At 63.7% G+C, this 20,340-nt stretch carries 16 protein-coding genes; 9 read left to right on the forward strand and 7 right to left on the reverse strand.

Annotation, left to right across the window (positions count from 1 at the left end; translation table 11 throughout):
- The first annotated feature begins 147 nt into the window (after window positions 1-147).
- Complete coding sequence (locus MESAU_RS28980) at window positions 148-489, forward strand: hypothetical protein (RefSeq protein WP_015319229.1); 342 nt, start codon at window positions 148-150, stop codon at window positions 487-489.
- 81 nt (window positions 490-570) lie between these two features.
- On the opposite strand, the gene ggt is transcribed toward MESAU_RS28980, so the two are convergent.
- The 3 genes from ggt to MESAU_RS28995 all read right to left on the reverse strand — a co-directional run bounded on the left by ggt (window position 571) and on the right by MESAU_RS28995 (window position 6,027).
- Window positions 571-2,304, reverse strand: a complete 1,734-nt coding sequence (gene ggt, locus MESAU_RS28985) for a gamma-glutamyltransferase (RefSeq protein WP_015319230.1) — start codon at window positions 2,302-2,304, stop codon at window positions 571-573.
- A 215-nt stretch (window positions 2,305-2,519) separates the two neighbouring features.
- The gene (gene rhaI / locus MESAU_RS28990; RefSeq protein WP_015319231.1) at window positions 2,520-3,812 is read right to left on the reverse strand and encodes an L-rhamnose catabolism isomerase; all 1,293 of its coding nucleotides are present in this window, start codon (window positions 3,810-3,812) and stop codon (window positions 2,520-2,522) included.
- A 112-nt stretch (window positions 3,813-3,924) separates the two neighbouring features.
- Window positions 3,925-6,027 carry a bifunctional rhamnulose-1-phosphate aldolase/short-chain dehydrogenase gene (locus MESAU_RS28995; protein ID WP_015319232.1) on the reverse strand — a complete coding sequence of 701 codons (2,103 nt, stop codon included), beginning with the start codon at window positions 6,025-6,027 and terminating at the stop codon, window positions 3,925-3,927.
- 187 nt (window positions 6,028-6,214) lie between these two features.
- Between MESAU_RS28995 and MESAU_RS29000 the strand changes: the two genes are divergently transcribed.
- From MESAU_RS29000 to MESAU_RS29030, 7 genes are all read left to right on the forward strand, one after another.
- The gene (locus tag MESAU_RS29000; RefSeq protein ID WP_015319233.1) at window positions 6,215-7,018 is read left to right on the forward strand and encodes a DeoR/GlpR family DNA-binding transcription regulator; all 804 of its coding nucleotides are present in this window, start codon (window positions 6,215-6,217) and stop codon (window positions 7,016-7,018) included.
- Window positions 7,019-7,073: 55 nt separating this feature from the next.
- Window positions 7,074-8,069 carry a rhamnose ABC transporter substrate-binding protein gene (gene rhaS / locus MESAU_RS29005; RefSeq protein ID WP_015319234.1) on the forward strand — a complete coding sequence of 332 codons (996 nt, stop codon included), beginning with the start codon at window positions 7,074-7,076 and terminating at the stop codon, window positions 8,067-8,069.
- An 83-nt stretch (window positions 8,070-8,152) separates the two neighbouring features.
- Complete coding sequence (locus MESAU_RS29010; RefSeq protein WP_015319235.1) at window positions 8,153-9,694, forward strand: sugar ABC transporter ATP-binding protein; 1,542 nt, start codon at window positions 8,153-8,155, stop codon at window positions 9,692-9,694.
- Window positions 9,691-10,671, forward strand: a complete 981-nt coding sequence (locus MESAU_RS29015; protein ID WP_015319236.1) for an ABC transporter permease — start codon at window positions 9,691-9,693, stop codon at window positions 10,669-10,671. Before MESAU_RS29010 ends, MESAU_RS29015 begins: the two co-directional genes overlap by 4 nt.
- Window positions 10,668-11,669 carry an ABC transporter permease gene (locus MESAU_RS29020; RefSeq protein ID WP_015319237.1) on the forward strand — a complete coding sequence of 334 codons (1,002 nt, stop codon included), beginning with the start codon at window positions 10,668-10,670 and terminating at the stop codon, window positions 11,667-11,669. Before MESAU_RS29015 ends, MESAU_RS29020 begins: the two co-directional genes overlap by 4 nt.
- The gene (locus MESAU_RS29025; RefSeq protein ID WP_015319238.1) at window positions 11,669-11,986 is read left to right on the forward strand and encodes an L-rhamnose mutarotase; all 318 of its coding nucleotides are present in this window, start codon (window positions 11,669-11,671) and stop codon (window positions 11,984-11,986) included. The genes MESAU_RS29020 and MESAU_RS29025 overlap by 1 nt, the downstream gene beginning before the upstream one ends.
- The gene (locus tag MESAU_RS29030) at window positions 11,983-13,359 is read left to right on the forward strand and encodes an FGGY-family carbohydrate kinase (RefSeq protein WP_015319239.1); all 1,377 of its coding nucleotides are present in this window, start codon (window positions 11,983-11,985) and stop codon (window positions 13,357-13,359) included. The genes MESAU_RS29025 and MESAU_RS29030 overlap by 4 nt, the downstream gene beginning before the upstream one ends.
- On the opposite strand, the gene MESAU_RS29035 is transcribed toward MESAU_RS29030, so the two are convergent.
- The 3 genes from MESAU_RS29035 to galE form a co-directional block, all read right to left on the reverse strand.
- Window positions 13,360-15,186 carry an alanine racemase gene (locus tag MESAU_RS29035; protein ID WP_015319240.1) on the reverse strand — a complete coding sequence of 609 codons (1,827 nt, stop codon included), beginning with the start codon at window positions 15,184-15,186 and terminating at the stop codon, window positions 13,360-13,362.
- A 1-nt stretch (window position 15,187) separates the two neighbouring features.
- Window positions 15,188-16,438 carry a D-amino acid dehydrogenase gene (locus MESAU_RS29040; protein WP_015319241.1) on the reverse strand — a complete coding sequence of 417 codons (1,251 nt, stop codon included), beginning with the start codon at window positions 16,436-16,438 and terminating at the stop codon, window positions 15,188-15,190.
- A 118-nt stretch (window positions 16,439-16,556) separates the two neighbouring features.
- The gene (galE, locus tag MESAU_RS29045; RefSeq protein ID WP_015319242.1) at window positions 16,557-17,552 is read right to left on the reverse strand and encodes a UDP-glucose 4-epimerase GalE; all 996 of its coding nucleotides are present in this window, start codon (window positions 17,550-17,552) and stop codon (window positions 16,557-16,559) included.
- Window positions 17,553-17,831: 279 nt separating this feature from the next.
- Here galE and hemA point away from each other — a divergent pair, with 279 nt between their 5' ends.
- Window positions 17,832-19,109, forward strand: a complete 1,278-nt coding sequence (gene hemA, locus MESAU_RS29050; protein WP_015319243.1) for a 5-aminolevulinate synthase — start codon at window positions 17,832-17,834, stop codon at window positions 19,107-19,109.
- A gap of 26 nt (window positions 19,110-19,135) precedes the next feature.
- On the opposite strand, the gene MESAU_RS29055 is transcribed toward hemA, so the two are convergent.
- A complete protein-coding gene (locus MESAU_RS29055) occupies window positions 19,136-20,302 on the reverse strand; it encodes a pyridoxal phosphate-dependent aminotransferase (protein ID WP_015319244.1) in 1,167 nt (388 codons plus the stop codon).
- Window positions 20,303-20,340: the final 38 nt, after the last annotated feature.

Raw genomic sequence — 20,340 nt, forward strand, 5'->3', positions numbered from 1 at the left:
ACGCGATCCGGCAACAGCTCCTAAAATCCGTCAGCAAACTATCCCCGAAAAGGGGCCGGAGGCGGTGCCGGGCGCATCCGCCACAGCGTGATCGGGTTGCGCTCGGCAGGCGTTGATGGTTTGTTGCCGGTCAGCGGAGATCAAGTGATGCGAGAATCCATGGGTCAAGACGAATACGGGTCGGCGAACCCCTTCGATCCGGACGACCTGCCGAATTTGAACGCGATCGGACCAGGGATCGGCAATAACGACTTCGAGAAGTACGCGGTCGCCGTGATCATCGTGTTCGGCGCCCTGATCATCGGCGGCTTGATGGCCGCGTCGATGACTTTCGGCCACCGCAACGGGTTCCTGTTTGCGCTGGGCGGTGCCACGTCGGCCTGGATATCGGGAAACGCGCTGCTGCTCGACCGGCCACGCATCTATGCGCTGTTCGTCGGCATCGCCGCCTTGATGCTGATCGCGTCGACCATCACGCTGGTGACCTGACGGCTCCCGGGCCATGAGGCGGAGGCCGGTCCCGAAAGGCGGAATCCGGCCTCATCCGGAAAGCAACCGTCTTGCGGCCTGTCAATATCCGAGCGCCTCGCCCGATGCCGCGCGGCTGTCGATGGCGCCATTGTAGCGGGCGCCGCCGCCCTTCTCGATTTCCACCAGGCTCTTGCCGCCGACGAGAATGCCCGCCGCCTGGCCCCAGCCCTGGTCACTGAGATCAAGGCGATAGCCCATCCCGGCCAGCAGTCTTTCTGTATCCGGCGAAAGGCCGAACGGCTCGACATAGACGGTATCGGGCAGCCATTGGTGATGAATGCGCGGCGCGTCGATCGCCTCCTGGATGTTCATGCCGTGGTCGATCACGTTGACGATGGCTTCCAGCGTGATGGTGATGATGCGCGAGCCGCCTGGGCTGCCGATGACCATGAACGGCTTGCCATCCTTGGCCACCACGGTCGGGCTCATCGAGGACAGCGGCGTCTTCTTCGGCTGGATGGCATTGGCTTCGCCCTGGACGAGGCCATAGAGGTTGGGCACGCCGGGTTTCTGGGTGAAGTCGTCCATCTCGTTGTTGAGCAGGATGCCGGTGCCGTCGGCGACGACGCCGGCACCGAACGAACCGTTCAGCGTGTAGGTGACCGCGACCGCGTTGCCGTCCTTGTCGATGATCGAATAATGCGTCGTCTCCTTCGACTCGCCGAAGCCCTTCGGCATCAGATCCTGCGACACGCCGGCGCGGAACGGATCGATCTTGTCGCGGATGTCCTTGGCATAGGCTTTGTCCAGCAGCCTGGAGACGGGGTTGTCGACGAAATCGGGATCGCCGAGCGCGGAGTTGCGGTCGACATAGGCGTGGCGCATCGCCTCGACCATGACGTGGACGGTCTCGGCCGAGCCGGCGCCGAGATAGGACAGCGGATAGCCTTCCAGCACGTTGAGGATTTCGCAGATGATGACGCCGCCTGAGCTCGGCGGCGGCGAAGAGATGATCTCGTAGCCGCGATAGGAGCAGGTGACGGGCTTCAACTCGCGCACCGCGTATTGTTCGAAATCACCCTTGGCCAGGATACCGCCCTTGGCGCCGCTCGCCTTGACGATGGCGTCGGCGATGGCGCCCTTGTAAAAGGCATCGGGACCTCTCTCGGAAATGGCCGAGAGCGACGCGGCAAGGTCGGGCTGAACCAGCTTCTCGCCGACGCCATAGGGCTTGCCATCGATTTTGAGGAAGGCCGCCGCCGCCGCTGGGTCCTTCGCCAACCTTTCGGCGCTGCCGGCGAACGAAGCCGCATCGCCCTGGTTGAGGACGAACCCATCTCTGGCATAGGCGATCGCCGGCGCCATCAGGTCCTGCCTGGACAAGGTGCCATATTTCTGGCGCGCCATCTCGAAACCAGCCACCGAGCCTGGTACGCCGACCGCGAGATAGCCGTCCAGGCTAGCGCCCTTCACCGGGTTGCCGTCCTTGTCGAGATACATGGTCTTGGTCGCGGCAAGCGGCGCCCGCTCGCGGAAATCGAGGAAGGTCGATTTGCCGTCCTTGAAGCGGATGGTCATGAAGCCACCGCCGCCGATATTACCGGCATTGGGATAGACGACGGCCAAGGCATAGCCGACGGCGACCGCCGCATCGACGGCATTGCCGCCCTTTTTCAACACCTCGACGCCGACTTCGGAAGCCAGATGCTGGGCCGTGACGACCATGCCGTTCTCGCCCTTGGCCGGTGCCGGCGACGCGGCGAAAGCCGATGGCGAAAAGGCGAAGGCGATGGAAAGACCGAGGGCGATCAATGTCCTACGGGTGAGATGCATGGCGGGTTCTCCAAGTGGTGCTTGCCTAGAAGAGCTACTTGGAGCGATCGAGTCCATCTTCAATAAAGACATTCACGGGTTGGTGACTGCTCGCTTGTGGTGGAGATGCAGGGCAGAGGAGGCGTGAAGGATCGCCAACTTTCGGACGTCGGCGCGACAGCGTCCCCTCTGTCCTGCCGGACATCTCCCCCGCAAAGGGGAAGATCGGCTCTACCTCAAACGATCCCGCCGGAACCACCTGCGACGGCTGGCCGCTCCGCCGCGATCTTGGCGCGATAGCCCGCCGCCCGGTATGCGGCGACCGGATCGATGGCGCCACCTGTCTTCAGCCGTGCCATGGCAAGGATCGGCTCGACATCGGTTCGGTAGGCCGCCTTCAGAGTCTGCGTCGCCATCAGCGCGTCATTGCCGTCCTGGAACCCTTCAAGCGCCTCTCGGTCGACCAGCAGCGCCTGCGCGTAGGCGCGCTGCACCTCGACCGCCGACAGCATCAGGCTTTCGATCGGATCGGTGACATTGTGGCTCTGGTCGAGCATATGGGCGGGGTCGAACCCCTCGGGGCCTGACAGCTCGGCATCGACCAATTCGTTGAAAACCAGGAACAGCCGATAGGGGTCGATCGACCCGGCATCGAGGTCGTCGTCGCCATATTTCGAATCGTTGAAGTGGAAGCCGCCGAGTTTTTTGAACTGAATTAGCCGTGAGACGATCATCTCGATGTTGACGTTGGGCGCATGATGGCCGAGGTCGACCAGGCAGAAGGCCTTGTCGCCGAGCTCCCTTGATATGATGTAGTTGGTGCCCCAGTCCTGCACGACGGTGGAGTAAAAGGCAGGTTCATACATCTTGTGTTCGGTGAACAGCTTCCAGTCGTCCGGCAGCCCGGCATAGATCTCCTTCATGGCATCGAGATAGCGCTCGAACGCCTTGGCGAAATTGACCTGGCCGGGGAAGTTGGAGCCGTCGCCGATCCACACCGTCAGCGCCTTCGACCCAAGCGTCTTGCCGATCTCGATGCATTCGAGATTGTGCTCGACCGCCTGACGACGCGTGTCGGCGTCGGCATGCGACAGCGAACCGAATTTGTAGGAAAGCGTCTGGTCCTTCGCGTCGGAAAAGGTGTTGGAGTTCATCGCATCGAAGCCAAGCCCGAAGCGGGAGGCCGCCTGCTTCAGCCGGTTCGGATCGGCCTTGTCCCAAGGAATGTGCAGCGACACGGTCGGCGTCGCCTGCGTCAACTGCTGGATGACAGCGCAATCCTCGATCTTGTCGAAGATGTCGCGCGGCTCACCGGCGCCGGGAAAGCGGGCGAAGCGGGTGCCGCCGGTGCCGACGCCCCAGGACGGGATCGCGACCGCGAACTTTTCCACCTTGTCGCGGATAGAGTCGATGGCGATGCCGCGTCGGTCGAGGCGCTCGCCGAGCGAGGCATAGTCACGCTCGAGGTCAATCTTGCGCGCGGCGTTACTGCTGGCGACGATGTCGGCGGAAATGATGGATTCTGACACTGCTGTTCCTCCCAGAATGCATTCGGTCGGCGGCGCCCCTCATCCGCCTGCCGGAAACTTCTCCCCGTATAGCGACGGGAGAGAAGGGGCCAGCGTGAGCGCCGGCGAGCGGCTACCGCGTAAAGCTCTGTGCGTTGCCGGCGTCGACGTTGATGATGTTGCCTGTCGACTTGGCCGACATGTCGGAGGCGAGGAAATAGATCGCCTCGGCGATGTCTTCCGGGAAGACGGAGCGCTTCAGCATCGAACGCGAGCGGTAGTGCTCTTCCAGATCGTCGGTCGACATCTTGTAGGCGGCGGCACGCTGTTCCTTCCACTCGCCGGTCCATATCTTCGAGCCGCGCAGCACCGCATCCGGGTTGACGACATTGACCCTGATCTGGGCTTCCGCGCCCTCCAGCGCCAGGCAGCGGGCGAGATGAATTTCGGCGGCCTTGGCGGTGCAGTAGGCGGCGGCGTTGGGCGATGCCGCCAGGCCATTCTTGGAGGCGACAAAGACGACGTTGCCGCCGATCTTCTGTACCCGGAACAGCCGGAATGCTTCTCTGGAGACCAGGAAATAGCCTGTGGACAGGATGTCCATGTTCTTGTTCCACAGCGCCAGGGTCGTCTCCTCGATCGGCGCCGACGATGCCAAGCCGGCATTCGAGACCAGAATGTCGATGCCGCCGAACTCGACGGCCGTCTCGGCGAAGCCGGCGACGACCTGGTCCTCCGAGGTGACGTTGATGAGAACTGGGCGGACGAAATCCCTGCCATAGGCTTTTGCCAGTTCCTCGTTGGCGCCGGCGAGTGCCGCCTCGTCGATATCGGCCAGCACGACGCAGGCGCCTTCGCGCAGCAGGCGGTTGGCCGTGGCGCGGCCGATGCCGCCGGCGCCGCCGGTGACCAGCGCGACCTGGCCGGCGAGAGACTTCGGCTTCGGCATGCGCTGCAGCTTCAAATCCTCGAGCAGCCAATACTCGATGTCAAAGGCCTCCTGCGCCGGCAGGCCGACATAGGACGAGACGGTCGACGCACCGCGCATGACGTTGATGGCGTTGACGTAGAATTCGCCCGAGATGCGCGCTGTCGCCTTGTCGCCGGCGAAGGTGAACATGCCGACGCCGGGCATCAGATAGACCACCGCGTTGGGGTCGCGGATAGCAGGCGAGTCCGCATGCTTGCAGCTGTCGTAGTAGGCTTGGTAGCCGACACGATATTCGGCAATGTCGTCGGCGAGTCGCGCGATGACGGCATCGACGTCGGGCTTTGCGGGATCGAATTCGATCACCAGCGGGCGGATCTTGGTGCGCAGGAAGTGGTCCGGGCACGAGGTGCCGAGGGCTGCCAGCGGGCGCAAATCCCTGGAGTTCACGAATTCGAGCACGGCGGGCGAGTCATCGAAGTGGCCAAGCTTGTGGCTCTTTTCCGAGACCAGGCCGCGAATCCTGGGCATCAGCTTGGCGGCAATCGCTCGGCGGGCAGCCGCATCGAGCGACTTCACTACCTCCCCACCGAAGATCGCCACGCCTTCGGAGCGGCGCTCGAACCACTCTATCGCTTGGTTGATCACCGAAATCGTCGTTTCGTAGCACTCCTTCGGCGTATCGCCCCAGGTGAACAGGCCGTGGCTTTCGAGGATGACGCCCTTGGCGGTGGGGTGTTCGACGCAGAATTTCTCCAGCCACAGGCCGAGTTCGAAGCCCGGCCGCTTCCACGGCAGCCAGCCAATGGCACCGCCGAATATCTCGTTCGTCAGCACCCTGGAATCCTTGGCGGCGGCGATGGCGATGATGGCATCGGGATGCATGTGGTCGACAAAAGGCTTCGGCACATAGGCGTGCAGCGGCGTGTCGATCGAGGCCGCGCGCGGATTGAGGTTGAAGGTGCAGTGGGGAAGATAGCCCACCATCTCGTCCTCGTGCTCGACGCCGCGATAAAGCCCCTTCAGCGCCCGCAGCTTGTCCATGTAGAGCGTTGCAAAGCCATCAAGCTTGATCGAGGCGCTGTCGCCGCCCGACCCCTTCACCCACAGCACTTCCACATCCTGGCCGGTGAGCGGATCCTTCTGCCATATCTTCGAGGAGGTGTTGCCGCCGCCATAATTGGTGACGCGCTTGTCGGAGCCGAGCGTGTTCGAGCGATAGACCAGCAGCTCGGGCTCGCTCATCCCCTTCGCCTTCGCGTCGTCCCACAGATTGGCGAGGCGCGAGCCGGAGCGCTTGTCGAGCATAGTAATCCTCCCTTTGGAGCGCGCACCATGCGCTCCTTTTTCGCTCGGGAATGTCTACGCAAGAGGCGAGCTTGTCAATCACAAACGATCAATATCAATCATATTGCACTGCACAATGAAATTATATGATCGGAAATGATTGACACTGCTCGGTTTGGGTGCCTAGATGCTCAGGCAGGGAGGAACCATGCACGAAAAAGAGCGCCACAGGATCATTCTGTCCGCCGTCCAGGAAAAACCTGTGGTGACGGTGCAGGAAATGGTCGACCTGACGGAATCGTCCGAGGCGACGATCCGGCGCGACATCGCGGCTCTCCATGTCCAAAAGCGCCTGCGCCGTGTACGCGGTGGTGCCGAGGCGATCTCGCCGCCGCAGTTCATCGGGCTGGCCGGCCGCCCCTTTTCCGTCAACGAAACCCTCAACGCGGCGCAGAAGCGGGCGATCGCTCGTGAAGCGGTCGAGTTGTGCAAGGACGGCGAGCCGATCATCATCAATGGCGGTACCACCACCTTCCAGATGGTGCATTTCCTGACCGGCTTCCGCATGCCGATCTTCACCAATTCGTTCCCGATCGCCGAGCACCTGCTCAAGCACTCCAAGAACACGGTCATGCTGTCGGGCGGCACCATCTATCGCGAGCAGAACATCATCCTGTCGCCCTTCGACAATGACGTGACGCGCAATTTCTACGCACGCCGCATGTTCATGGGCGCTCAGGGACTGGGGCCGCTCGGCCTGATGGAAGGCGATCCACTGCTGATCCAGGCGGAGCAGAAGCTGATCGACCAGGCCGACGAGTTGGTGGTGCTGGTCGATTCCTCGAAATTCCGCAAACGCTCCAGCCTGATCCTGTGCGGTCTTTCGCGCATCGCCACCGTCATCACCGACGACGGCATCGAGGACCGCGAAGCCAAGATGCTGGAAACCGCGGGGGTGACGCTGATCGTCGCCCGCAAGTCGACAAAGGAAGAATCTTCACTGCAGGCCTGAGACACCCTCACGCCCGCAGCGGCGATGGAATGCAACGCTCAAGGGAGGAAATTCGATGAGCTTCTTGAAGAAATTGATGGTGACGGCGGCCTTCTCGGCCGCCATGTTCGTGAATGCCGCCTACGCGGAAAACGTCAAGATCGCGCTGGTGGTGAAGTCCCTCGGCAACGGCTTCTTCGATGCCGCCAACAAGGGCGCGCAAGAGGCGGCCAAGGAACTCGGCGACGTCGACATCATCTACACCGGCCCGACCAAGGCGACCGCCGAGGCGCAGATCGAAGTGGTCAATTCGCTGATCGCGCAGAAGGTCAACGCCATCGCGATTTCGGCCAATGACGCCGACGCGCTGGTGCCGGTGCTGAAGAAGGCGATGGAACGCGGCATCACCGTCATCTCCTGGGATTCAGGCGTCGCCAAGGAAGGCCGCCAGCTTCACCTCAACCCGTCCGACACCGGCCTGATCGGCGAGACCATCATCAAGCTTGCCGCCGACTATCTGCCGGAAGGCGGCGATGTCGCCATCCTGTCGGCCTCCTCGACCGCGACCAACCAGAATTCCTGGATCGAAGCGGCCAAGAAGGTGCTGCCGGAGAAGTTCCCCAAGATCAAGCTGGTCGCCACCGTCTATGGCGATGACGATTCGGCCAAGAGCACCGACGAGGCCAAGGGCCTGTTGAAGTCCTATCCGAACCTCAAGGCGATCATCGCGCCGACCACCGTCGGCGTCGTCGCCGCCGCCCAGGTCGTCACCGACGAGAACCTGATCGGCAAGGTCAACGTCACCGGTCTGGCGCTGCCGTCCGAGTTCAAGAAGTTCATCGACAACGGCGCCAGCCAGGCCGTTGCGCTGTGGAACCCGATCGACCTCGGCTACTCCGCCGTCTACCTCGCCCACGACCTGGCGGTGAAGAAGGAAGAGGCCAAGCCGGGTGCGACGCTGTCGATCGGCCGCGTCGGCAAGGTCACGCTCGACGACACCAACTCGGCCGCGATGGCTCCGCCCTTCCAGTTCGACAAGAGCAACATCGAGAAGTTCTCCAAGATCTATTGATCTCGGAGCTTTCAAGTTGCCGCGGCGGGACTCACATCCCGCCGCGACTTCAAACGGACCTAGTTTCAGGGCTTGATACGGATATGGACACGACGGCCCGACATAGCGAGACCGACGAGCGGCTTCCGGCCTCCGCTCCCCGCCTGGCGCTGTCCGGCATCTCCAAGAGCTTCCCCGGTGTCCGTGCCCTGCACAATGTCAGCCTGTCGCTCTATCCCGGCCAGGTGACCGCGCTGATCGGCGAGAACGGCGCCGGCAAGTCGACGCTGGTCAAGATCATGACCGGCATCTACCAGCCCGATGCCGGCACGATCAGCATCGACGGCCAGGCCGTCGCGCTGCCCAGCGCGCACGCCGCCTTCGGCCATGGCGTCACCGCCATCCATCAGGAAACCGTGCTGTTCGACGATCTCAGCGTCGCCGAAAACATCTTCCTCGGCCATGCGCCGCGCACGCGCTTCGGCACCATCGACTGGCGCACGATGCGCAAGAATGCGCACGAAGTGCTCGACACCATGCATGCCGGCCATATCGATGCCGATGCGCGGCTCAGGGATCTCGGCATCGCCAACAAACATCTCGTCGCCGTCGCACGCGCCATGTCGATCGACTCCCAGATCGTCATCATGGACGAGCCGACCGCAGCCCTTTCGATGAAGGAGATCGAGGAGCTTTTCCTTTTGATCGAATTCCTCAAGGAGCAGGGCAAGGCGATCCTGTTCATCAGCCACAAGTTCGACGAGATCTATCGCATTGCCGATCGCTACACGGTGTTCCGCGACGGCGAGATGGTCGGCGAAGGCCTGATCAGGGATGCCGGCCAGAGCCAGATCGTGCGCATGATGGTCGGCCGTTCGGTCGACCACATCTTTCCGCAGCGCAAGGCCGAGATCGGCGCGCCGGTGCTTTCCGTTTCCGGCCTGTCGCATCCGACCGAGTTCAGGGATATCGGCTTCGAACTGCACAAGGGCGAGATTCTTGGCTTCTATGGCCTGGTCGGCGCCGGGCGCAGCGAGGTGATGCAGGCGATTTCAGGCATTACCCGCATAAGCGCCGGCACGATCACGCTGGATGGCAAGGCGATCGCGCCGAAATCGGCCGCGGATTCGATCGAGGCCGGCATCGTCTACGTCCCGGAAGAACGCGGCAAGCAGGGCGTGGTTATCGGCCTGCCGATCTTCCAGAATGTTTCGCTGCCATCGCTCGCCCGCACCTCCAAATCAGGCATGCTGCGGCTGGCGGAGGAGTTTTCGCTGGCCCGTTCCTACACGGAACGGCTCGACCTCAGGGCCTCCTCGCTCAGCCAGGATGTCGGCACGCTATCGGGCGGCAACCAGCAGAAGGTGGTCATCGCCAAATGGCTGGCGACCGCGCCCAAGGTGATCATCCTGGACGAGCCGACCAAGGGCATCGATATCGGCTCCAAGGCCGCCGTGCACGGCTTCATGGCCGAACTGGTGGCGCAGGGCTTGTCGGTAATCATGGTGTCGTCCGAACTGCCTGAAATTCTCGGCATGTCCGATCGCGTCGTCGTCATGCGCGAGGGCCTTGTCGCGGCGGTCTACGACAACAAGGGACTGGATGCCGAGACGCTGGTCAGGACAGCAGCAGGGATCGCGGCATGAAAGCTTTCCTCAAATACCGCGAAATCTGGCTGCTCGCGGCCATCGTCGCCTTGATCGGGCTGATCTCGACGCGCTTCCCCGCCTTTGCCGACCCCGGCAATCTGCGCCAGGTGTTCAACGACACCTCGATCCTGATGATCCTGGCGCTCGGCCAGATGGTCGTCATCCTGACGCGCTCGATCGACCTGTCGATGGCGTCGAACCTCTGTTTCACCGGAATGGTGGTGGCGATGCTGAACGCCGCGCACCCGGCGATCCCGATCCCGCTGCTGATCGTCATCGCGCTCGCAGTCGGGCTGGTGCTCGGCGCCATCAACGGCCTTTTGGTGTGGCGTCTGAACATCCCCTCGATCGTGGTGACGCTGGGCACGCTCACCATCTATCGCGGCGCCACTTTCGTCCTGTCCGGCGGCGCCTGGGTCAACGCCGACAGGATGAGCCCGGATTTCATCGGCTTCCAGCGCGCTGCTTTCCTCGGCATTCCGGTTCTGTCCTGGATCGCTATCCTGGTGATCGCGCTGTTCTTCGTGCTGATGACGCGCACCGCGCTCGGCCGCTCGATCTATGCCATCGGCGTCAATCCGACGGCGTCCGTCTACACCGGCATCGATGTCGGGCGGACCAAATTCATCGTCTTCTGCATCTCCGGGATGATCGGTGGCCTCTGCGGTTATCTCTGGATCTCGCGCTATGTGATCGCCTCGGTCGAGGTCGCCAACGGCTACGAGTTGAACATCATCGCCGCCTGCGTCATCGGCGGCATCTCGATCGCCGGCGGCATCGGCTCGGTCGGCGGCGCCGTGCTCGGCGCGCTGTTCCTCGGCATCATCTCCAACGCTTTGCCGGTCATCAACATCTCGCCCTTCTGGCAGATGGCGATTTCGGGCAGCGCCATCATCCTGGCGGTCGTGCTCAACGCGCGCGGCGAACGCCAGCAGGGCCGCATCATCCTCAAGAAAGTGGAAGCGGTGACATGACCGACGTCCCCGCCCCTCGCCACATTCCCGACCGGCTCGACAAGCCGCTCTCTTCGGCGATCTTTTCCTGGGAAGCGCTGCTGGTCGTGGTGGCCATCGCCATCTTTGCCGTCAACAGTTTCGCCTCACCCTATTTTCTCGATCCGTATTCGCTGTCCGATCTGACCTTCAATTTCACAGAGAAGGGCCTGATCGCGTTCGCCATGGCGCTGCTGATCATTTCGGGCGAGATCGACCTGTCGGTGGCCGCCATCATCGCGCTCGCCTCGACCATGATGGGCATGGCGGTGCAGGCCGGCGCCGGCACGCCAGTGCTTGTCCTGATCGGCATCGTCGTCGGGCTCGGCTGCGGCGCCTTCAACGGACTGCTGGTCACGCGCCTCGGCCTGCCTTCCATCGTCGTCACCATCGGCACGATGAGCCTTTTTCGCGGCATCGCCTTCATCACTCTCGGCGACCAGGCCTACAAGGGCTATCCCGAAAGCTTCGCCTTCTTCGGCCAGGGTTATGTCTGGTGGGTGGTGTCGTTCGAACTGGTGCTCTTCCTCATCGCGGCCGTCATCTACTGGTTCCTGCTGCACCGGACTAGCTTCGGCCGCCGGGTCTTCGCGATCGGCAACAATCCGGTCGCGGCGCAGTTTTCCGGCGTGCGCGTCGGCCGTATAAAATTCATCCTGTTTTGCCTGACCGGCCTGATGTCGGGCATCGCCTCGGTGCTGATCACGTCGCGGCTCGGCTCGACGCGTCCGTCGATCGCGCAGGGCTATGAGCTGGAGGTCATCACCATGGTGGTGCTCGGCGGCGTCAGCATCCTCGGCGGCGCCGGCAGCATCGTCGGCGTGGTGCTTGCCGCCCTGATCATGGGGCTGGTGACCTTCGGCCTCGGACTGCTCAACGTGCCCGGCATCGTCATGTCGATCTTCATCGGCCTGCTGCTGATCACCGTCATCGCGCTGCCGATCGTCTGGCGGCGGCTGCGCGGGGGGCGCCTGGCCTGATGCCCGAGAAATACGCATTCAAGATGATGCTCAAACCCGGCATGAAGGCCGAGTACAAAAAGCGCCACGATGAAATCTGGCTGTCGCTGGTCGCGTTGCTGAAGCAGGCCGGCGTCTCCGACTACTCCATCCATCTCGACGAGGAGACGAACATCCTGTTCGGCGTGCTGTGGCGGCGCGATGGTCACGGCATGGACGATCTGCCTAAGCATCCGGTGATGCAGCGCTGGTGGGCTGAAATGGCCGACATCATGGAGACGAAACCGGATAACGAGCCGGTGGCGGTGCCGCTGGAAATAATGTTCCATATGGAATGAGCGCGGTCCGCCACATCGCCGTCATTGACATCGGCAAGACCAACGCCAAGGTGGCGCTGGTCGATCTCGCCACATTGAGCGAGGTGACGCTGCGCCGGATGGCGAACGCGCCGGTGCGACAAGCGCCCTACCCGCATCATGATGTCGGAGCGCTATGGGCGTTCATCCTCGACAGCCTTGCCGACCTCAATCGCGAACAGCGCATCGACGCCGTGTCGATCACCACGCATGGCGCGACCGGCGTGCTGGTCGATGCCACGGGCGAGCTGGTGCTGCCTGTCCTCGATTATGAATACGATGGGCCCGATGAGCTCGCGTCCGACTATGACGCGATCCGCCCGCCCTTCTCCGAGACCGGCACGCCGCGCCTGCCGCTCGGCCTCAATCTCGGCGCGCAATTCTTCTGGCAGCAGCAAAGTTTCCCGACGGAGTTCGCCAGGGCCGCCGCGATGCTGATGTACCCGCAATACTGGGCGCTGCGCCTGACCGGCGTGGCCGCCAACGAGGTCACCTCGCTCGGCTGCCACACCGATTTGTGGAACCCCTGGACGGGGGATTTTTCGGCGCTGGTCGATCGCCTGGGCTGGCGCGAGCTGATGGCTCCCGTACGGCCGGCCAGGGACCGGCTTGGCTCGATCCTGCCCGCGCTTGCGGAGCGGACCGGGCTCGATCCACAAACCCCGGTCTTTTGCGGCCTACACGATTCCAACGCCTCGCTGCTGCCGCATCTCCTGTCAGATGCGCCGCCCTTCTGCGTGGTCTCGACCGGCACCTGGGTGGTGTCGATGGCGGTCGGCGGCAAGACGGTAGCGCTCGATCCGGCAAGGGATACGCTGGTCAATGTCAATGCGCTCGGCAACCCCGTGCCCTCTGCGCGGTTCATGGGCGGCCGCGAATTCTCGCTGCTGACCGAGGGCTCGGCGCAGAGCTGGAGCGACAGCGATGTCGCCGCGGTGCTGGCGCGCAAGACGTTGCTTTTGCCTTCGATCCAGCAAGGCTCGGGGCCGTTTCCGCATCACACCGCCGCCTGGCGCAAGGGCGAGGCGATCCCACCCGGCCAGCGCTTTGCCGCCATCTCCTTCTATCTGGCGCTGATGACGGCGACCTGCCTCGACCTCGTCGGCGGCGATGGCCCGACGACCGTCGAGGGGCCTTTCGCGCGCAATCAATTGTTCACGCGGATGCTCGCCGCGAGCACTGGCCGCGCCGTCATCGCATCGGAAGCCGCTACCGGCACCAGCATCGGGGCCGCCCTGCTTGCATCGGACCAGCGCGCGGCGCATGGCAAAGGTCAAACACTGGAGCCGCCGGCCGATCCGGCCTGGGCGGAATATATCAGCGCGTGGCGAGCAGCCGTCGAGGCTATTGGCTGATCAGAGAATTCGCTTACCGAAGGCCGACATGACGAAGTTGACCGTGTCGCTACCGATCCTGGGCTCCAGATCGGTACTCAGGCCGGAGACATCCATCGACAGCAGCCCGCCGGAAAGCGCTATCGCCTCCATCGCCTGATGCGTCTCGCGCACGGTGAGGCCGCCGGAGCCAGCCGCCCAGCCGGCGAATTCGGTCGCAGTGGGCGAATAGCTGACATGAAACCCTTGCGTGCCCGAGGTGGCGATGCGGATTGCCTCGTGCATCAGGTCGCGCATGCCCATGGCGTCGATATCGGTCATCGTGAAGGCCGAGACGCGCGAATCCTTCAACACCCGCACTTCCGCCGGGTCGGCATGGCGCAGTCCGATGACGACGACGTTTTCCGGCGACAGCTGCGGCTGCAGCGCGCCCGGCTTGTGGTCGAGGCCAAGCGAGCGCGCCAGTACCGACACTTCCGGCAAGTCGATGCCATCTTCGTCCTCCGGCATCAGCGCGGCGATGGAATCGATCCAGATCAGGCCGAAGGAGTGGGTCGCGCGGGCCGTTGCGGTCAGCGCCTTGTGCGCGATGCGACGATCGGCGCCCGCGGCGAACCGGATCAGGCCCGAGGGCGGCCGATCGACATCGGCCAGTTCGACGACGTCGAAATTCATCGCCTCCAGCCGGGCGCCGGTTGCTTCGCGCGCGAGGATGCGAGCCGCTTCCGCTTCGGCCGAGATCGACACCATCTTGCGGCCGGAGAAATCCGCGACATCGTGCATCGGTGCTTTTTCGACATATTCCGAGGTCATCGCCAGAAGCATGGCGCCGTAGCTCATGCGGAAGGCGACGCGGTCACCAACGGCGAGCGGCGGGTCGGCATCCTGCACATCGAGCAGCAGATGGTCACTGGAGGCGCCGAGCACCCTTATCCCCTTGGCGATCGGCGCCAGTCCCTCGACCAGTACGTCCTCGCGGCCGATATTGGCGATGGCGCGCAGCCTGTCGCCTTCGTCGGGAAAGACCGGCTGGTTGCCGAAGGCGTCGTAGCCGGAGGTGCCGATCGGCCGCGACGGCTTGAGCTTGACCTCGATGACGTCGCTGGTCAGCCGGCAGGCATCGGGTTCGAGTTCCGCCCATGGGACATCGCGGAAGGTCTCGACACCGCCCTGCAGGATCGCCTCGCCGATGCGCAAATTGTTGATGCCGGCCGGCAATTTGCCTTCGAGCAGCAGCGGCAGCGACGACGACGCGCCGCCGGAGATGAAGTCCAGGCTTTTCCCGGACAGGCGTTCGGTCTTGTAGGCATGAGCGACGAGCTGGCCGAGATTTTCCTCCGTCGGCATGATGGCGCCGAAGCAACCGAGATTGGTGCCGATGCCGGCGATGCGCACGCCCTTCATGTCGAGAATCCGCTCGACGGTGGGGATGAGGTCGTTCGGCCAGATGCCTTCGCGGAGGTCGCCGAGATCGATCATCAGCATGATGTTGTGGACGCGGCCCATACGCTCGGCGATGCGCGAGATCTCGCGGATGATCGTCAGCTCCGACTGCAGGCTGACGTCGACGGTGCGCACCACCTCCTCGACGCGCGCCATCGGCGGGCTGCGCAACAGCATGATCGGCGCGCTGATACCGCTGTCGCGCAGCCGGCGGATGTTTTCGAAACGCGACTCGGCGATCCCGGAGACGCCGCCGCGCAGCATGGCGCGCGCCACTTGCGGCATGCCGCAAGTGCCCTTGGTGACGCCGAAAACCTTGATGCCCGAAAGCGCGCAGCGGTCCACGACGGTGCGGGCATTGCGCTCGATGCGGCCAAGGTCGATGGCGACTTGCGGTCCCGACATCCTATCCCCTGTAGACCAGGCCTTGCGGGTCGATCTCCGGCTTGCGGCCGGCAATGAGGTCGGCGAGAAATTTTCCCGAGCCGCACGCCATGGTCCAGCCGACATGGCCGTGGCCGGTGTCGAGATAAAGGTTGCGGTATTTCGCCTGGCCGATGACCGGCACCGAGTTCGGCATCATCGGCCGCAAGCCCGCCCATAGCTCGGCCTTCCTCTCGTCGAAAGCACCGGGGAACAGGTCCTTGCCGGTTCTGAACATGGTGGCGAAGTCGCTGGGTTTGTGGGTGCGGTCGAAGCCGGTGAATTCGGCGGTCGAAGCCAACCGCAATCGATTGCCGAGGCGCGAATAGGCCATCAGCTGATCCTCGTCGGCGCCGCCCATGGTCGGGCCTTTGCTCTCATCCTCCAGCGGAATCGTCGCGGTATAGCCCTTCACCGGATAGACCGGCAGGTCGATGCCGTAGCGCCGGCCGAGCAGGCCGCTCTCCGGCCCCATCGATATGACCACCGCATCGCCGGCGATCGGTCCGGCCGAGGTCATCACGGCGCGCACCCGGTCGCCCTCGATATCGAGGCGCTCGACCGTCGTCCCATAAAGGAATCTCACGCCGAGCTTTTCGGCGGCATAGGCAGCGAGGTTTTCCACGAACTGCCGGGAATCACCAGTCTGGTCGATCGGCGAGTAGACACCGCCGGCGATCTTTTCCTTCACCCCGGCAAGACCTGGTTCAAGCTCGACCAGCCGGTCGCGGCCGACGATCTCGATGGGCAGGCCATGCTCGGCCAGATAGCGGTAATTGTCGGTGCCGGTGTCGAGACTGTGCTGCGAGCGGAAGAAGTAGAGGATGCCCTTCTTGCGCTCGTCGTAGTGGATGCCGGTATCGGCGGATATGGCGTTGATGCAGTCGCGCGAATAGAGCGCCAGCCGCAGCTTGACCTGGCTGTTTGCCCGCAGGCGGGCCACCGTGCACTGGCGAAGGAAGCGCAGGCTCCAGGCGAGGAAATAGGGATCGAAGCGCAGCCGCACCTTGATGCCGAGATCATGATTGTAGAGCCCGCGCAGGAACGTCTTGAGTGCCGCGGGCGAGGCCCAGGCGGTGGCGTCACCTGGAGACACCAGCCCGGCATTCGACTGGCTGGTGCCTCGCGCCGGCGCGGCATGACGCTCGATGACGGTGACCTCGTGGCCGTCGGCGGCCAGATAGTAGGCTGCCGCCGTACCGACGACGCCGGCTCCAAGCACCGTTATCTTCATGCCATCCCCCAAAGCTCATTGCGGCACCGCGCCTCCACGCTGTGTCGCGAATACTTGCATAGCGCGTCGCCGCGCGCCTTGCGAGCCCTGGGCTTGTGAGCCCCTGGGGAAAGCGCGCTCAGCCCCGCGCGGAGTTCTTGCTGGTCAGGATGCGTTCCCAGGCCAGCGCGTCGTTGACGATCTGGTCTAGATCGTCGCGCCGCGGGGTCCAGCCCAGTTCCGACCGGGCGAGATCGGAATTCGCAACCACCGCCGCGGCATCCCCGGGACGCCGGTCGCCCATCCTGACCTCGAAATCATGGCCGAAGGCGCGCCGCACGCTTTCGATCACCTCGAGCACCGAATAGCCATGGCTGTAACCGCAATTGGCGACGAGGCTGGCGCCCCCGGCGCGCAGCCGCTGCAAAGCCAGGCGATGCGCGGCGGCCAGATCGCTGACGTGGATATAGTCGCGCATGCAGGTGCCGTCCGGCGTCGGATAGTCGGTGCCGAAGACCTGCATGAAGGGTCGCTTGCCGAGCGCGGTCTCACAGGCGACCTTGATCAGATGGGTGGCGCCCGGAGTGGATTGGCCGGTGCGGCCCTTCGGGTCGGCGCCGGCGACGTTGAAATAGCGCAGCGCCGTGTAGCGGATGTCGTGCGCAAGACCCGCGTCGCGCAGCATCCACTCGCTCATCAGCTTGGACAGGCCATAGGGCGATTCCGGCGCCAGGCGGGCATCCTCGCGCACCGGCTCCAGCCCGGCGCCGCCATAGACGGCGGCTGTCGAGGAGAAGATGAAATTCGGCACGCCTTCGCGGACCGCGGTTTCGATCAGCGTGCGGGTCTTCGAGGTGTTGTTCTCATAGTAGGCGAGCGGATCGGCTACCGATTCCGGCACGACGATGGAGCCGGCGAAATGGATGATAGCGTCGACATGATTGTCCCGGATGGTCCCGCCGACCAATTCCTTGTCGGAGACATCGCCGACAATCAGCTTTGCCTCCGGCGCCACTGCCCATTCGAAGCCGGTGGAAAGGCGGTCGAGAACAACCACGCTTTCGCCCGCATCCAGCAATTCCCAGACCATATGGCTGCCGATATAGCCGGCGCCGCCTGTCACCAAAACCGTCATCCCAAGTCCTCGCTTACCCAAGATTTATCGGAAACTGTCTCAACAACCGCCTTACTGGAAAGCCCGGCGGATGGCCATTAGAACGAGAGGTAACCGGCGTTCACTTGATGTGGCATCGTGCGGAAACAAAAGTGATCCACTGAGCGTGTCGTGAAGCGGAATAGGCCACGATCCGTCAACGTTAGGAACAGGTGTGGGGCGTGGCATTTTGACCAAAATGGCCCGGTGGACGGCCAAAAGGCCAATGATTATGATGCCGCGCAAAATTGGGAAGTCGACATGAACTATCAGCGGTTTTTCGAGGAAGCGATCGATCAGCTCCATGCCGAGCGTCGCTACCGCGTCTTCGCCGACCTGGAGCGTATCGCGGGCAAGTTTCCGCGCGCCATCTGGCGTTCCAACGGCCGCGCCGAGGAAATCACCGTCTGGTGTTCCAACGACTATCTCGGCATGGGCCAGCATCCTGACGTGATCGCCGCATTCCAGAACGCGGCCGGCAAGATGGGTTCGGGCGCCGGTGGCACCCGCAACATCTCCGGCACTTCCAACCCGCTGGTCGAGCTCGAGCATGAGCTGGCCGACCTGCACGACAAGGAAGCCGCCTTGGTCTTCACCTCCGGCTTCGTCTCCAACGAAGCCTCGATCTCGACCATAGCGCGGCTTTTGCCCAATTGCCTGATCATCTCGGACGAGCTGAACCATGCCTCGATGATCGAAGGCGTGCGGCGCTCGGGCGCCGAGAAAAAGATCTTCCGCCACAATGACGTCGCGCATCTGGAAAGCCTGCTGCAGACCGCGGGGCGCGAACGCGCCAAGCTGATCGTCTTCGAAAGCGTCTATTCGATGGATGGCGACATCGCGCCGATCAAGGAGATCGTCGAACTTGCCGAACGCTACAACGCCATGACCTATATCGACGAGGTCCACGCCGTCGGCATGTACGGACCGCGCGGCGGCGGCATCACCGAGCGCGAAGGCCTGGCCGACCGCATCGACATCATCGAAGGCACGCTGGCCAAGGCGTTCGGCACGCTGGGCGGCTACATTACCGGCACCAGCGCCGTCATCGACGCGGTGCGCTCCTACGCGCCGGGCTTCATCTTCACCACCGCGCTGCCGCCGGCGATCGCCGCGGCCGCCACCACCTCGATCCGTCACCTGAAGCGCTCGCAGGCCGAGCGCGACGCCCAGCAGCAGCAGGCGAGCCGAACCAAGCAGATCCTGTCGGCGGCCGGTCTGCCGGTGATGGAATCGCCGACACATATCGTGCCGGTGCTGGTTGGCGATCCTGAACTCTGCAAGATGGCGAGCGACCGCCTGCTCGGCGTCCACGGCATCTACATCCAGCCGATCAACTACCCGACGGTGCCACGCGGTACCGAACGGTTGCGCATCACGCCGACGCCGTTCCATTCCGATGCGCTGATCGCCGAACTGCAGGACGCGCTGGTCGAAACCTGGGACGCGCTCGGCATCCCCTACGGTTCGGCGGGACGGCCCTCAGTGACCAAGAGCGACCGCATCATTCCACTGCTGGTGCCCAAGTCGGGCGGCTGAAGTCAGGTGGCGGAAGCCGCCGCCGCTCAGACAGTCTTCATCCACCTTGCCAGCCGGTTTGCCGCATCCTCGAGCTGGTCGAGCCGGCGGTGGAAGCACAGCCGCAGGAACGCTTCGCCACCGGGCCCGAAGGCGGTGCCGGGCGCCAGGCCGACATTGGCCTTGTCGACGATTTCGAAAGCGGCTGCCCGCGAGTCCGTGATGCCGTCGACGGTGAAGAACAGGTAGAAGGCGCCCTGCGGCACGGTGAAGCGCGCCTTGCCGGTTTCGCCCAGAATACCGCAGACCAGGTCGCGCGCTTGCCTCGCCCGCTCCACCTGTTCGGCGACGAAGGCATCGCCCTCGTCGAGCGCCGCGACCGCGCCGCGCTGCATGAACTGGGCGACGCCCGAGTTCGAATACTGGATCAGGTTCTCGAACACCTGCTGCAGGCCTGGATGCGTCTTGATCCAGCCGACGCGCCAGCCGGTCATCGCCCAGTTCTTAGAGAAACTGTTGACGAACAGGATGCGGTCTTCCGCCTCCGCGATGTCGAGGAAGGACGGCGCGCGGCCGTGCCCATAGTGGAACAGCGAATAGATCTCGTCGGCGATGATCCACAGGCCTTTGGCGCGGGCGAGATCGAGGATCGCCCGCAAGGTCTCGTGATCGGCGGTCCAGCCGGTCGGATTGGACGGCGTGTTGATGAACAACGCCTTCGTGCGCGGTGTGACCGCCGCCGCTATTTTCTCGACGTCGCATGACCAGCCATTTCCGGAATGGTCGAGTGTGACCGGCACCGGAACGGCACCCGCGATGGCGGCGGCGGCGTCGAAATTCGGCCAGGCGGGCGACAGGTAGATCACCTCGTCGCCGGCTCCCGCAAGCGCATCGAGCGCCAACTGGATGGCATGCATGCCGGAGCCGGTGACGATGAATTGCTCCTCGGCGAAGGTCTTGGCGAAGTGCCTTTCGTAGTAGCGTGCCAGCGCCTGCCTGAGATCGGGAATGCCCCTCTGCCAAGTGTAGAACGTCTCGCCGCCGGCCAGCGCCTTCGACGCCGCATCGGTGATGAAGGACGGCGTCGGCAGGTCGCCCTCGCCGGCCCAAAGCGGGATCAGGCCTTCGCGCAATCTACCATAGTTGACGACGGCGACGATACCGCTTTCGGGCGCGGCCAGGGCCTCGGGGCGCAGGGTCTGGATCAAGGTCATGGGCAGGTCCATTGTCTCGGGGCGTTCGCAGGTGCTGT

The sequence above is a fragment of the Mesorhizobium australicum WSM2073 genome, from assembly GCF_000230995.2.
Taxonomy (GTDB): Bacteria; Pseudomonadota; Alphaproteobacteria; order Rhizobiales; family Rhizobiaceae; genus Mesorhizobium; species Mesorhizobium australicum.